This is a genomic window from Nonomuraea sp. NPDC051298, from assembly GCF_055586305.1.
Window position 1 is genome coordinate 210,965 of record NZ_JBVJIM010000013.1, and the last position, 13,335, is coordinate 224,299.

The following is a 13,335-nucleotide window of genomic DNA, read 5'->3' on the forward strand; positions in this document are numbered from 1 at the left end:
CTCGGCGTCCCCGGATCATCGTCCACCTCGGTGGTGACCCGAGCGAGATCCTTGACGCCCTCGCTCGTGATCACCGAGACGGCCGGTCTGGCCTCGGTGCGGTCGGTGGCCGGGACCTCCTCGCCCGCTTTGATCTGCTCGATCGGCTTGCGAGAGCCGTCCGCCATCCACGCCAGGGTGCCGGGGATGAAACTCTTCGGCGGCGCACACCTCTCCGTCATGCCCGAGTTCGGGGGTATTCGCCGATCTCCTCCGCCACGTCCTTGTCGCAGGAGGTCAGGCTGTAGCAGAGGACATTGTCCGTGCTGTCGACGTTGCCGAAATCTACGCCGAACCCGCCGAGATTCGCGATGGAGAACTTGTCGACGAATGGCTCGATTTCTTCGAGCCTGGTTTGGCTCATCTTTGCTGCTCCTCGGCGGCCTGGTGGTCTTCCTAGGCGTCGGGTTCTTGGCGTAAGCGCGCCGCGGGGCCGTCTTCGGCTTGAAGTCTCGGCTCGGGTGATCGGAGCGTGCGCCTGTCTCGTGGCGATCGGACCGTTGTCGATGCGTGGTGTGCCAGTTCCCGGGGCGGCGAGGGTTTGTTGCGTCCGTTGGCGTGAGCACCCGCTGGTGCGGAAACCTGCAAGAGCAGCCGTGGAGAGCTCCCCGGTAGGAAGCAGGGGGCCTTACCGCAGGGTCTGTCCCCTGGTGATCTGTTCTGGATAGGAGTATTTCACCCGGAGGGTCAGCTTCGGCTTGCGGTCGGGGCTGCCCGCGTGGATGAGCAGCGCCGAGAAGAAGTCGAGGCCGTCGGTGGTCTGCCCGACCTCGACGCACCCGTGGCTGTACCCCTTGCGCGAGTCGTGCAGCCAGAACCCGGACCTGCCGTACGTCTTGCCCCGCAGCGCCGTGAGGCGCACCCGGAACGTGCCCCACTCGGGGAAGACGGGGCCGTTGCCGCCGATCGGCAGGTATTGGATGCCCTCCTCGTGGTTGGAGGCGGCGTGGTCGCCGCGTTTGTTCGCCGCCTCCACCGAGTTCTGCTTGGGATCGACATGGGTGAAGAACGAGTAGAGCCCCTCGGGCAGCGGGCCCTGGTTGTAGCCCGACTGCATCAGGACGATCTGCGACCCCATCAGCCCCGACGTGGCGTGGAACAGCAGCGGGCCCTTCGCCCGCAGCGCCGACGGCACGGACCTGCGCCACAGCAGGAACTTCCCGGTGTAGACGAGGTCCGCCTCCATGTCGGGCTCCAGCCGGACGTCGAGGTCGATCCGCCCGAGCCGTACGAGAGCCCCCGTACGCGGCATGTAGATCGCCTCGATGCGCCCGGACCCCGGTGCCTTGCCCGTGATCTGCCACCTGCGGTAGGGGTGGGGCGGCACGTAGGAGACCTTCGTCTCGTCGGCGAACACCAGCGTGCGATCGTGGTCGAACAGCGCAGAGTGCACGACGTCGTCGGGCCCCTCGCCGCGCCACAGGATCGACTGAGCCTCCTCGCCGACGGCGAGCGTCAGCCGCGACAGCCGCACCTCCGGGCTCCGTTCAAAGCAAAAATAGCTCACGCGCCCGCTCTCCTCAGGCGATGGAGGTGAGATTGGAGGTGACGGCGATGTCGGTGCCGGACGACGGCGTGTACTCGTGCCACTCGGCGACCAGCGCGCCCTTCTCGCCCGGCTGGAGCACCGGAACGGGCGCCTGCGAGCCCTCGTGGGCGAAGTCGAGCCGGGCCACCGTGATGTGCGTCGAGTCGGGGACCGCCACGACGAGCTGCCGTTCCTGGACCCGGCGCTCGTCGTAGGCGTCGATGACGACCGGCAGCCCGACCACGAAGCCCGCGCTGCCGGCGACCCTGATGTTCACCGGCCTCGCGCTCGGCTCGACATCCACGCGGAACGTCGTGTACACGGAGTCCTGCAGGTGCACCGCCGCCCGCCCGGGGTTGGCCGGGGGGATGCCCGGATAGTTGCGGTCGTCGTAGGCGGCGATCTCCTTCGCGATCGTCAGGTACGGCTCCGGCACCCCCGCCCCGATCGAGCCGCCCTCGGCGAAGCGCATCCAGCGCTCCTCCCAGCCCTTGCGCACGGTGAGCACGATCCGCGCGCTGCCCGCGCGCAGGAACGCCTGCCGGTTGGGGTCGGGGTGGCGGAGCTGCCGGATGAACGGCCAGCTCGGCGGCACGTCCCAGAAGTAGGAGTAGAGGAACGTCACCACGTTCTCCCACTCGATGGCCTGGTTGATGAAGCGGATGAGGTCTTCGTGGCGGCGCAGGGTGGTCCACTGCTCGGGCAGCAGGCCGAGGCTCGAACCGTCGAAGCCGATGCCGTGCTCGACGTCGACCCCGGCCGCGACGAACGCCTTGAGGACCTCGTCCGGCATGAAGTCGAAGTCGGGCCCGAGGACGAACCGCAGGACGCACTTCATGATCTCGTCGCTCTCCTCGCGCCGCAGGGTGAGCGTGTCGACGCCGGTCAGCCGGTCCTCGATGGCGGCGATGCGGCCGACGATGTCCTCCTGCTGGGCGAAGTAGCGGGTCTGCGCGGCGTTGTAGAGGGCGTTCCAGACCTCGACGCGCCACTGCTCGATGGCCGCGGACGTGTGCTCCAGGTGCACCACGAGGCCGACGTAGACGTCCTCGGAGTGGTGGAAGAAGAACGTGACCTTCTGCCGCCCGGTGAAACCCTGCAGGAAGGGCAGCACGCCGCCGGGCGCCAGGACGCGGTGGTCGCGGATGATCAGCGCGTTGCTCAGCTCTCGCCACTGCGGCTCGTTGTGGGCGCCGATGACGTCGAAGTTCATCTTGTCGTCCTCGTCGTCCTTGCCGATCTGGGCGTTGAGCCGCACCTCCTTGATGCGGGTGCCGCCGGGGACCTCGAACTCCAGGTCGAGGAACCACCAACCGCCGCTCGTGCCCACGTGGGCGCTCGGCGTCAGCGGCGTCGGCTCCTCCGGGTAGGGGCGCACCGTGACGCCGTGGCGTTCGGCCAGCCAGAGGTATTTCGGCTTGCGCTCCGCCACGGGCGTGGTCGGGCCCGCGGGGTTGCCGTCCTTGTCGACGATCTCGATGGTCACGTCGGAGGGCTTGACCGTGAACTCGAAGGGCCGCTGCATCGCGTGGAGCCGGTCGAGTTCGGCGTACGCGCGCCGCATCGCCGCCCCCGGCTCGGGCACCACCAGGTCGTACGTCAGGCGCAGCCCGTAGCGGTAGAGCCGGACCCGCCACTTGCGCATGAGGCTGAAGTAGTCGATCCGGATGGGGTCCTTCTGGGTGTTCTTCAGTATGCGCGTCGAGGTCTCGGACGCTCCGGTGACCGTCGTGGTGGAGATGGTCACCTTGTGCTCGCGCCGCGAGCGCGACGACGCCTTCTGGGTGGTGGCCCGCGCGTGCTTGATGCTCTCGGTGGCGGACTCGGACTCGGAGTCCTGCGCCGTGAAGCTGGAGGTGCTGGAGCCGGAGATGATCGGGATGCCGCCCTGGACCGTTCCGGTGATGTTGAACTGGTTGGAGTGCTGGCTCTGCGAGGACGTCGACTGCGCCAGGTCGGTGTTGTCGGTGACGCCGGTCTCGCTGACCTCTTCCAGCTCGTCGGTGACGATCGTGGTGAACTCTTTCGTGGTGACCGACCACTCCTTGTGCGTGACCGCGGTCTCCTCGCCGGGGGCCAGAGGGATGGTCGCGACCAGTTCGCCGCGCTGGATGCCGATCGGCACCATCTCGATGCGTTCGAGGTTGAGCATGCCGATGGGCGGCGTGCCGGTGTAGAGGGCCAGGCCGCGCAGCGCGACGACGCCCGCGTTGAGCGCCTGGACGGCCCGCGCCACGTCGGCGGTCTCGTCCGCGGTGCGGGCTTCCGCGGCGGCGCGCGCCATCTCCGCGGCGCGCGCCGCCTCGGCCCCGCGCAGCCGCTCGGTCCGCACCTCGACGAGGGCCTCGGCGAAACGCGCCAGCTCGGACGCCGGGATCCGCGCGACCGCCACCGCATCGGGCCGCCCGAGCGCCACGATCCCACCCTCGAACGCCCTGAGCACATCGATCGTCGCCCCTGGGAACTCCGGATCACCGGCCTCGACAGGCTCGCCGGAGTCGCTCGGCAAGCCGGAATTGCTCGGCTCGCCTGAGTCGCTCGGCTCGCCTGAGTCGCTCGGCTCGCCTGAGTCGCTCGGCTCGCCGGGGCTGTCGGGCTCGGCAGGCCGCCGCAGCCGGTCGAGCACGGCATCCACGTCGCCGGGAGCCAGCTCCAACTGCCGGAGCGCGCCCAGCTTGACGATGCCGCCACCCCCGTCGCCGCTGGGCACGGAGACCTGCACAGGAACGAGAGTGCCTTTGAGTATTTCTCGCGCAGAATTGTCGAGCACCGGCTGCGTCACTGAATTTCCCCCTTATATCCCATTTGGCCGGAGTGGCAACGCGTAAATCGCGAAGCGGATGCCCATCGTAAGTCTGCCGAAGCCCAATGACCAGCGATTTTTTCTTTGCTCGCAGCTCCTCTGCGGGTGGCGTTTTGAGGTGATCGAGAAGGGTGGATCGGGCGATTGCGGATTCTGTGAATGGGGCAGATCGTGCGCTTCGCTCTTATGGGAATCGGTTGCGTTGGGGTGTGACGCCTTTGTGGAGAAATGCGAATTTATCGGTGTCGTGCGGACGCCGATCAGGTGGCTCCGGACCTCCCCGACCCGAGGAACTGGTGGGTCCCGATCGCGCTGTCCGTGCCAGGGACGGGTGCTCTCTGCCGTAGTCCTGTAGCCGCCGTGTAGTGGCCGTGTGGCGGGCGGGCGGATGCTGATCGCGAGTCACCCGGCATTTAGCCAGGCGGAACCTCACACCGTGGAGGACATCACCATGTCTCACACCCGCACTCACACCCCACGCGGCAAGCTCGCTCTGCTGCGCAGGCCCGCGCAGGCCCTGGCCGTGCTGGCCGGCGTCATGGCCGCCGCCGTCGTCGCCACCGGCACGCCCGCCAACGCCGCCTCGTGGCACCCGTACCAGGTCTACAAGGAGTACTACACGTGCGCGTCCGTCGGGGCGTACGCGGTCAACGCGGGCAAGGCGCAGAAGTGGAAGTGTGACTGGGACAGCCCCGGCTACCTCCTGTCCCTCTACTACTGACCGGCCTCGCCGCTGGCCTGGGTCTGGTACTGGCCAGGTCTGGCTGACCGGGCCCGGTACCGATCCGGGCGGTGCTCAGGCGACGGAGGAGGCGGCGGGCGGCGGGTGGCGGTGGGGTGGCCGCCCGCCGCCCGCCGTCTCCTCCTGCGAGGTCGAACCGTCCGGCGCGACCTCGTTGTGACGAGCCTGGACGGCGTCAGGGGTCAGGGTTCCGAGGTCCGGGCTCCGGGCCGCAGGCTTCGGGTTCCGAGGTCCGGGTTCCGGGCTCCGGGCTCTGGGCTCCGAGGTCCGAGGTCCGGGGTCCAGGGTCCGGGGGCCGGATTCTGGGCTCGTTGTCGGGGTGGTTGGGTGTTCGGCCGCTCAGAAGTCGGCGAGCAGGATCGCTGGGTTCTCCACGCAGTCGGCCACGTGGCGCAGGAACCCACCGGCCACGCCCCCGTCGCAGACCCGGTGGTCGAAGGTGAGGGAGAGCTGCGTGATCTTGCGGGCCGTGACGGCGCCGCCGGTCACCCAGGGCCGGTCGATGACGCGGCCGACGCCGAGCAGCGCCGCCTCGGGGTGGTTGATGATGGGGGTGGACCCGTCCACGCCGAAGACCCCGTAGTTGTTGAGCGTGAACGTCCCTCCGGTCAGGGACTCCGGGGGCAGCTTGCCCGAGCGGGCCAGGCCGGTGAGCCGGGCCAGCTCCGTGGCGAGCCGGGCGGTGGTCATCAGGTGGGCGTCCCTGATCACCGGTACGACGAGGCCGCGGTCGGTCTGCGCGGCGAAGCCGAGGTTGACGTGCCCGTACCGGACGATCTCGGAGCGGGCGGTGTCGACCGTGGAGTTCAGCTCGGGGAAGCGCCGCAGGCCGTCCACGCAGATGCGGGCCAGCAGGGCGAGCAGGCCGATGCCGAGATCGGGGCGGGCCTGCCGCAGCGCCGCGCGCGCTTCGAGCAGCGCGGTGGCGTCGGCGTCCACCCAGGTCGTGGCGTCGGGGATCTCGCTGCGGCTGCGACTCATCTTCTCGGCCACCGCGCGCCGCAGCCCGCGCAGCGGAATGCGTTCCACCCCGGGTGGGGTGAGGGGATGTGCGGGCGCCGCCTCGGGCTCCGTCCGGGAAGACGCGCGTGCCGCCTCGGGGTCCGTCCGGGAACGCGCGCGTGCCGCCTCGGTCGTCGCGCGGGAATGCGTAAGAGCCGCGTCGGTCGTCGCGTGGGAATGCGCGCGTGCCGCGTCGGTCGTCGCGTGGGTATGGGCGTGGGGTGTCTCGGGCGTCGGGTGTTCGCGGGCCGTTTCGGACGCGGTGTCGGCGATGGCCTCCTCGACGTCTCGGCGCAGGATCATTCCGTGCGGCCCGCTGGGGCGGACGGTGGCGAGGTCGAGTTCGTGCTCGCGGGCGATCCTGCGGACCAGCGGGGAGATCACCAGCGGCGCCTGCCCCTCCTCCGGCACGGTGACCGGTGGCTGAGGTCCGGCAGGAGACCGGGGCCCCGGGGCCCGGGGGTGGGGGATCGGGCCGGCGGCGGGGGCGGCTGGGGTGATGGGGGCAGTTGAGGTGGCGGGGGCGGGTGGGATGATGGGGGCAATTGGGGCGATGGGGGCGGAGGGGGCAGTTGGGGCGGTGGCACGGCGGCGTCGGCGGCGGCCCGTCGCGTGGCCGGTGCCGTAGCCGATCAGGACGTTGCCGGAGCCAGCCCGCTCCTCCTCCCGATAACGCGCCGCCGCCGGATCGTCGGCCCCCGCCCCGGACCCGGCAGTGCCGACCTCGATGAGCGCGGCGCCCACCGACAGGACCGCGCCCGTCGGGGCGTGCAGCGCCAGTACGGTCCCCGCGTACGGCACCGGCACCTCCACCGCCGCCTTGGCGGTCTCCACCTCCACCACGATCTGGTCGACCTCGACCGTGTCGCCCACGGACACCTTCCAGTCGACGATCTCGGCCTCGGTCAGCCCCTCCCCGAGGTCGGGCAGGTGGAACACCCGCGCCGTGGCCGTGCCGGTCATGACGCCTCCCGGGCCAGGTGCAGGACGTCGGGCTCGTCGCCGAGCTGCAGCCGGTCGACCGCGTCGAGCACGCGGTCGACGTCCGGCAGGTGCGAGTGCTCGAGTTTCGGCGGGGGGTAGGGGATGTCGAAGCCCGTGACGCGCAGCACGGGCGCGGCCAGCGAGTGGAAGCAGCGCTCCTGGACGCGGGCCGCGATCTCGGCGCCCACCCCCGCGAACCCCTGCGCCTCCTGGACCACCACGCACCGGCCGGTCCTGCGTACCGAGGACACCACGGTCTCGTCGTCGAACGGGACGATGGTGCGCAGGTCCACCACCTCCAGCGAGACGCCCTCGAGGGCCGCCGCCTCGGCCGCCTGCAGCGCGACGGACACGCCCGGCCCGTACGCGACGAGCGTCGCGTCGCGCCCCCGCCGCCGGATCGCCGCCCGGCCGAAGCCGGCGGCGTGCCGTTTGCCGAGCGCGGTCTCGTCCTTGGCCCAGTACAGCCGCTTGGGCTCCATGAAGACGACCGGGTCGGGGTCGGCGACGGCGTCGCGCAGCAGCCAGTACGCGTCGTCCGGCGTCGCGGGCGTCACCACCTTCAGCCCCGGCGTGTGGGCGTAGTACGCCTCGCTGGAGTCGCAGTGGTGCTCGACCCCGCCGATACCCCCGGCGTACGGGATGCGGATCACCATCGGCAGTGACAGCCGCCCGCGGGTGCGGTTGCGCGTCTTGGCGACGTGCGAGGCGATCTGCTCGAAGGCCGGGTAGGCGAAGGCGTCGAACTGCATCTCCACCACCGGACGGAACCCGCCCATCGCCATGCCCACGGCCAGCCCCACGATCCCCGACTCGGCCAGCGGCGTGTCGAAGCACCGCTCCTCGCCGAACTCCTTGGTCAGCCCGTCGGTGATGCGGAAGACGCCGCCGAGCGGGCCCACGTCCTCGCCGAAGACGAGTACGCGTTCGTCCTCGCGCAGCGCGTCCCGCAGTGCGAGGTTCAGCGCCTGGGCCATCGAGATCACGGTCATGTCAGCCCTCCGCCGCGTTCAGCTCGGACGCCAGCAGCGCGCGCTGCTCGCGCAACTGCGGCGTGGGCTCGGCGAAGACGTGGTCGAACAGCTCCAGCGGGTCGGTGCGCGGGTCGGCGTTCATCCGGTCGCGCAGCCCGGCGGCCAGTTCCTCGGCGGCCCGGTGCGCGGCGGCGACGCCGTCGGCGTCCAGCAGTCCGCGCCCGCGCAGGTAGGTCTCCAGCCGGGCGATCGGGTCGGCCGCCTCCCACCGCTCGACCTCCTCGCTGTCCCGGTAGCGGGTGGCGTCGTCGGCGTTGGTGTGCGGGTCCATCCGGTACGTGTGCGCCTCCACCAGGAACGGCCCGCCGCCCTCCCGCGCGTGCCGTACGGCGGCGGTCAGCACGGACAGCACCGCGACCAGGTCGTTGCCGTCCACCTGCTCGGACCGCACACCGTACCCGACCCCCTTGTACGCCAGTGCGGGGGCGGCGCTCTGCCGGGCCAGCGGCACCGAGATCGCGTACTTGTTGTTCTGGACGAAGAACACGACGGGGGAGCGCAGGACGGCGGCGTAGTTGAGCGCCTCGTGGAAGTCGCCCTCGCTGGTGCCGCCGTCGCCGATGAAGGCCATCACGACCGCGTCCTCGCCCTTGCGGCGCAGCGCCTCGGCCATGCCCACCGCGTGGACGGTCTGGGTGGCCAGCGGCGTGCACTGGGGCGCGACGCGCGTGGCCACGGGGTCGTAGCCGCAGTGCCAGTCGCCGCGCAGCAGGGTGAGCACCTCGACCGGGTCGAGGCCGCGGGCGACCAGGGCCACGCAGTCGCGGTACGTCGGGAACAGCCAGTCGTCCTCGCGCAGCGCGAGCACCCCGGCGACCTGGCAGGCGTCCTGTCCCCGGCTGGAGGGGTAGACGGCGAGCCTGCCCTGTTTGGTCAGCGCGGTCGCCTGGCGGTCGAAGCGGCGGCCCACGACCATCCGGCGGTAGCCCTCCAGCAGGTGGCCGTCCGGCGGCGCGGGGTAGGCGGGGGGCGGGTCGACGGGGGTGCCGTCCTCGGCGACGAAGCGTACCGGGACGGGCGCGGGGAGAAGGCCGTCGACCACTTGAGCAAGGGACATGGCGACGCTCGCTTTCGCTGGACGTTTGACAAGGCAAGCGTCCGCCTCGCTGCCCATTTGCTCAAGACATTGGGTACAAAGGGCGACAAATGGCCATATTCGACCTCAAAGCGGGCCAAATGTAGATCCGTGGGAGCGTCGGTGAGGATCGGGCCGGACGTTCTGCCGCGTTCAGACCTTGCCCCACCCGGCGCCTCGACCCCGGGCCTCGTCGAAGACCAGCCACGTACGGGTGCCGCGCACGCCCGGGATGTCCTGGATGCGCTCCAGGACCACCTGTCGCAGCGCCGCGTTGTCCGGCGTCCTGACCAGCGCCAGCACGTCGTAGTCGCCGCCGACCATGGCGAAGTGCTCGACGTAGGTGATGTCCTTGAGCCTGGCCGAGACCTGACGCCAGGAGTTCTGCTCGATGGTGAGCGAGACGTACGCGCTGGTGCCCAGCCCGGCCTTGTGCGGCGCGAGCTGGGCCGAGAAACCGGTGATCACCCCGTCGTCCATGAGCCGGGTGAGCCGGGCGTAGGCGCTGGCGCGCGAGATGTGGACGCGCTCGGCCAGGGTCCGCACCGACATCCGGCCGTCGCGCAGCAACTCGGCGATGATCGCGCGGTCGACCTCGTCGAGGCGGGCGGCGGAGGGCTCCGGCCAGCCCTCCCCTCCTGCCGCGGACGTCACCCGTCCGCCGCCGGCCAGGTCTTGGCCACCAGGGTGAGCACGTCGTAGGTGGCGACAGGGGTGCCGTCCTGGTTGGTGACGACGGCGTCCCAGCGCACCTCCCCGTAGTCGGCGCCGCTGCGCGGCGTGATCTGCTTGACGGTGAGCGTCACCGCGATGGCGTCCCCCGCCTTCACGGGGGTGAGGAAACGCAGGGAGTCGACGCCGAAGTTCGCCAGGACCGGGCCGGGCGCCGGGTCGACGAAGAGCCCGGCGGCCAGCGACACCACGAGATAGCCGTGCGCCACGATGCCGCCGAACAGCGGGTTGCGGGCGGCGGCCTCGGGATCGGTGTGGGCGTAGAAGGTGTCGCCGGTGAACTCGGCGAAGTGGTCGATGTCGGCGAGCGAGACCGTCCGGGGCGCGGACGCGATCGTGTCGCCGATCCGCAGCTCCGCCAGGGACTTGCGGAACGGGTGCACGCCGGACTCGTCGCGCGCCGCGCCGGTCGTCCAGTGGCGGGTGACCGCGGTGAGCAGGTCGGGGGAGGACTGGACGGCGGTGCGCTGCATGTGCCGCAGCACGCCCCGGATCCCGCCCAGTTCCTCGCCGCCACCGGCCCGTCCCGGCCCGCCGTGCACGAGCACGGGCAGGGGAGAGCCGTGCCCCGTGGACTCCTTGGCGTCGTCGCGGTCCAGCACGAGGACCCGGCCGTGCCACGGCGCGAGCCCGAGCACGACCGCCCGCGCGACCTCGGGGTCGTGGGTGGCGACGGAGGCGACCAGGCTGCCCCGGCCCCGGGCGGCCAGCTCGACCGCCTCGTCGAGGCCGTCGTAGGCGAGCACGGTGCTCACCGGGCCGAACGGCTCCACGTCGTGCGGCGCGGCGGCCCCCCGCCGGGCGCGCAGCAGGAGCGGGGTCATGAACGCGCCGTGCACCGGGTCCGCGTCGAGCAGGGTCGCGCCCCCCAGGGTGCCCGCCGGGCCGCCCGCGACGACCTCGGCGCTCGCGGTCAGCGCCTCGACGGCCTTGCGCACCTCGTCGCGCTGGCCGAGGCTGGCCAGGGCGCCCATGCGGACGTCCGGGTTGCGCGGGTCGCCGACGGTCACCTTCGCCAGGCGCGCGGCCAGCGCCTCGACCACCGACTCCGCCACCGGTCCCGGCACGAGCACGCGGCGGATGGCGGTGCACTTCTGCCCGGCCTTGACCGTCATCTCGGTCACGACGCCCTTGACGAACAGGTCGAACTCCGGATCGTCCGGCCGCACGTCGGGGCCGAGGATCGAACAGTTGAGCGAGTCGGCCTCCACGCCGAGCTGCACGCCGCCGTCGAGCACGTTCGGGTGGCGGCGCAGGATGCCCGCGGTGTGCGCCGAGCCGGTGAAGGCCACGGAATCCTGGACCGTCAGCGCGTCGAGCAGCCCGCCGGCGCCGCCCGCGAGGAGCTGGAGCGTGCCCTCGGGCAGGATCCCCGACCCGATGATCAGCCGGACCGCCGCCTCGGTGAGGTAGGCGGTCTGGCTCGCGGGCTTGACGATCGAGGGCAGCCCCGCCAGGAACGCCGGGGCGAGCTTCTCCAGCATGCCCCAGACGGGGAAGTTGAAGGCGTTGATCTGGACGGCGACGCCGGGCCGGGAGGCGTACAGGTGGCGGGCGACGAAGGTGCCGCCCTTGCCCAGCCGCTCCAGGCCGCCGTCCAGCACGATCGTGTCGTTCGGCAGCTCGCGCACGCCCCTGCTCGCGTAGCTGAACAGGGTGCCGATGCCGCCGTCCACGTCGATCGCCGTGTCGCGGGCGGTGGCGCCGGTGCGCACCGACAGGGCGTACAGCTCGTCCTTGTGCTCGTTCAGGTGCTTGGCCAGCGCCTTGAGCAGCGCGGCCCGCTCGTGGAAGGTCAGCGACCGCAGCGCGGGGCCGCCCGTCTCGCGGGCGTGCCGGACCATCGCGGGGACGTCGAGGCCCCGGCTGGAGATCCGCGCGACCTCCTCGCCGGTGGCGGCGTCGAGCAGTGGCTCTCCCTCGTCGGCCGCCCGGAACCAGCGTCCGGCGGCGTAGCTCTCCAGCAGCGTGCTCACCCTGTCTCCTCTCCGCGGGGCGACCCCGTTGCGCGGACGCCGTACCATGTGCGACCTTATTACTGACCGAGCGATAAGTAAATGAGCCCGATGTCCCGGAGGAAAGATGACGACCACTCCGGCCCGGCCGGACCAGGAGGGACGGCTGCAGGCCGCGTTCGACGCCACGATCGCGCGCCACGACCGCATCGAGCCCCGGGACTGGATGCCGGACCCCTACCGCAGGACCCTCGTCCGCCAGATCGCCCAGCACGCGCACTCCGAGATCATCGGCATGCAGCCCGAGGGCAACTGGATCGGCCGCGCCCCGTCGCTGCGCCGCAAGGCGATCCTGCTGGCCAAGGTGCAGGACGAGGCCGGGCACGGACTCTATTTGTACGCCGCCTGCGAGACCCTGGGCGTCTCCCGCGCCGAGCTGACCGAACTCTTGCTCACCGGCCGGCAGAAATACTCCTCGATCTTCAACTACCCCACGCTCTCCTACGCCGACGTCGGCACGATCGGCTGGCTCGTGGACGGCGCCGCGATCTGCAACCAGGTGCCGCTCTGCCGCACCTCCTACGGCCCGTACGGCCGCGCCATGATCCGGATCTGCAAGGAGGAGTCGTTCCACCAGCGGCAGGGCTACGAGCTGCTCATGACCATGATGCGCGGCACGAGCGAGCAGCGCGCCATGGTCCAGGAGTCGGTGGACCGGTTCTGGTGGCCCTCGCTGATGATGTTCGGCCCGCCGGACACCCGGTCGCCCAACAGCGAACGGTCGATGGCGTGGGGCATCAAGCGCAACTCCAACGACGAGCTGCGGCAGAAGTTCGTGGACATGACCGTCCCGCAGGCCGAGGCCCTCGGCGTCACGCTGCCCGACCCCGCCCTGCGCTGGAACGAGGAGCGCGGCCACCACGACTTCGGCGAGCCCGACTGGGCCGAGCTGGCCGCCGTGATCCGCGGGGACGGGCCGTGCAACGCCCAGCGGCTGGCCCACCGCCGCGCCGCCCACGAGGAGGGCGCCTGGGTGCGCGAGGCGGCGACGGCGTTCGCGGAGCGCTCGGCCCACGACCGGGCCGCGGCCGCGGCCCCCGCCACGACCGGGGAGGGCGGGCGATGAGCGCCGACCGGCGGGAGTGGCCGCTCTACGAGGTGTTCGTACGCGGCAAACGCGGGCTCAACCACGTGCACGTCGGCTCCCTGCACGCCCCCGACGACACGATGGCCGTACGGCACGCCCGCGACGTCTACACCCGGCGCAACGAGGGCGTGAGCATCTGGGTCGTACGGGCCGACGCCATCACCGCCTCCAGCCCCGACGAGAAGGACCCCCTGTTCGCGCCCAGCGGCGACAAGGTCTACCGGCACCCGACGTTCTACGAGATCCCCGGCGACGTGCCGCACATCTGAGGCACCCCGATCGGAAGCAGAGCAC

General features: G+C 71.3%; 11 protein-coding genes. 3 read left to right on the forward strand and 8 right to left on the reverse strand.

All coding sequences use genetic code 11. From position 1 onward, the window contains the following. Positions 1 to 217 precede the first annotated feature (217 nt). The 3 genes from ACZ6S0_RS32615 to ACZ6S0_RS32625 all read right to left on the reverse strand — a co-directional run bounded on the left by ACZ6S0_RS32615 (position 218) and on the right by ACZ6S0_RS32625 (position 4,289). The gene (locus tag ACZ6S0_RS32615) at positions 218 to 403 is read right to left on the reverse strand and encodes a hypothetical protein (protein WP_465923142.1); all 186 of its coding nucleotides are present in this window, start codon (positions 401 to 403) and stop codon (positions 218 to 220) included. Between the two features lie 264 nt (positions 404 to 667). Continuing rightward, positions 668 to 1,513, reverse strand: coding sequence for a hypothetical protein (locus ACZ6S0_RS32620; RefSeq protein WP_465923143.1), 846 nt, complete (start codon positions 1,511 to 1,513; stop codon positions 668 to 670). A 46-nt stretch (positions 1,514 to 1,559) separates the two neighbouring features. Beyond that, complete coding sequence (locus ACZ6S0_RS32625; protein WP_465923144.1) at positions 1,560 to 4,289, reverse strand: collagen-like triple helix repeat-containing protein; 2,730 nt, start codon at positions 4,287 to 4,289, stop codon at positions 1,560 to 1,562. A gap of 532 nt (positions 4,290 to 4,821) precedes the next feature. On the opposite strand from ACZ6S0_RS32625, the gene ACZ6S0_RS32630 reads away from it, so the two are divergent. Continuing rightward, positions 4,822 to 5,091 (forward strand): hypothetical protein, encoded by a 270-nt coding sequence (locus tag ACZ6S0_RS32630; RefSeq protein ID WP_465923145.1) that lies wholly within the window; start codon positions 4,822 to 4,824, stop codon positions 5,089 to 5,091. Positions 5,092 to 5,451: 360 nt separating this feature from the next. On the opposite strand, the gene ACZ6S0_RS32635 is transcribed toward ACZ6S0_RS32630, so the two are convergent. From ACZ6S0_RS32635 to paaZ, 5 genes are all read right to left on the reverse strand, one after another. Beyond that, complete coding sequence (locus ACZ6S0_RS32635) at positions 5,452 to 7,077, reverse strand: dihydrolipoamide acetyltransferase family protein (protein WP_465923146.1); 1,626 nt, start codon at positions 7,075 to 7,077, stop codon at positions 5,452 to 5,454. Further along, complete coding sequence (locus ACZ6S0_RS32640) at positions 7,074 to 8,090, reverse strand: alpha-ketoacid dehydrogenase subunit beta (RefSeq protein ID WP_465923147.1); 1,017 nt, start codon at positions 8,088 to 8,090, stop codon at positions 7,074 to 7,076. Before ACZ6S0_RS32640 ends, ACZ6S0_RS32635 begins: the two co-directional genes overlap by 4 nt. A 1-nt stretch (position 8,091) precedes the next feature. Then, on the reverse strand, positions 8,092 to 9,189 hold the full coding sequence (gene pdhA, locus ACZ6S0_RS32645; protein WP_465923148.1) for a pyruvate dehydrogenase (acetyl-transferring) E1 component subunit alpha: 1,098 nt from the start codon (positions 9,187 to 9,189) through the stop codon (positions 8,092 to 8,094). A gap of 171 nt (positions 9,190 to 9,360) precedes the next feature. Beyond that, positions 9,361 to 9,861, reverse strand: coding sequence for an Lrp/AsnC family transcriptional regulator (locus tag ACZ6S0_RS32650; RefSeq protein ID WP_465923149.1), 501 nt, complete (start codon positions 9,859 to 9,861; stop codon positions 9,361 to 9,363). Beyond that, positions 9,858 to 11,915 carry a phenylacetic acid degradation bifunctional protein PaaZ gene (gene paaZ / locus ACZ6S0_RS32655; protein WP_465923150.1) on the reverse strand — a complete coding sequence of 686 codons (2,058 nt, stop codon included), beginning with the start codon at positions 11,913 to 11,915 and terminating at the stop codon, positions 9,858 to 9,860. Before paaZ ends, ACZ6S0_RS32650 begins: the two co-directional genes overlap by 4 nt. A gap of 106 nt (positions 11,916 to 12,021) precedes the next feature. Here paaZ and paaA point away from each other — a divergent pair, with 106 nt between their 5' ends. Together paaA and paaB are read left to right on the forward strand one after the other, a co-directional pair. After that, on the forward strand, positions 12,022 to 13,020 hold the full coding sequence (gene paaA, locus ACZ6S0_RS32660; RefSeq protein ID WP_465923151.1) for a 1,2-phenylacetyl-CoA epoxidase subunit PaaA: 999 nt from the start codon (positions 12,022 to 12,024) through the stop codon (positions 13,018 to 13,020). Next, positions 13,017 to 13,310: a 1,2-phenylacetyl-CoA epoxidase subunit PaaB gene (gene paaB, locus ACZ6S0_RS32665; protein WP_344879540.1), complete on the forward strand. Its 294-nt coding sequence runs from the start codon at positions 13,017 to 13,019 to the stop codon at positions 13,308 to 13,310. The genes paaA and paaB overlap by 4 nt, the downstream gene beginning before the upstream one ends. Positions 13,311 to 13,335: the final 25 nt, after the last annotated feature.

Excerpts from the sequence above, each read along its gene's own strand:
- ACZ6S0_RS32615 (WP_465923142.1), bottom strand. The coding sequence starts at position 403 with ATGAGCCAAACCAGGCTCGAAGAAATCGAGCCATTCGTCGACAAGTTC.
- ACZ6S0_RS32640 (WP_465923147.1), bottom strand. The coding sequence starts at position 8,090 with ATGACCGTGATCTCGATGGCCCAGGCGCTGAACCTCGCACTGCGGGAC.
- ACZ6S0_RS32630 (WP_465923145.1), top strand. The coding sequence starts at position 4,822 with ATGTCTCACACCCGCACTCACACCCCACGCGGCAAGCTCGCTCTGCTG.
- paaB (WP_344879540.1), top strand. The coding sequence starts at position 13,017 with ATGAGCGCCGACCGGCGGGAGTGGCCGCTCTACGAGGTGTTCGTACGC.
- ACZ6S0_RS32635 (WP_465923146.1), bottom strand. The coding sequence starts at position 7,077 with ATGACCGGCACGGCCACGGCGCGGGTGTTCCACCTGCCCGACCTCGGG.
- paaA (WP_465923151.1), top strand. The coding sequence starts at position 12,022 with ATGACGACCACTCCGGCCCGGCCGGACCAGGAGGGACGGCTGCAGGCC.
- pdhA (WP_465923148.1), bottom strand. The coding sequence starts at position 9,189 with ATGTCCCTTGCTCAAGTGGTCGACGGCCTTCTCCCCGCGCCCGTCCCG.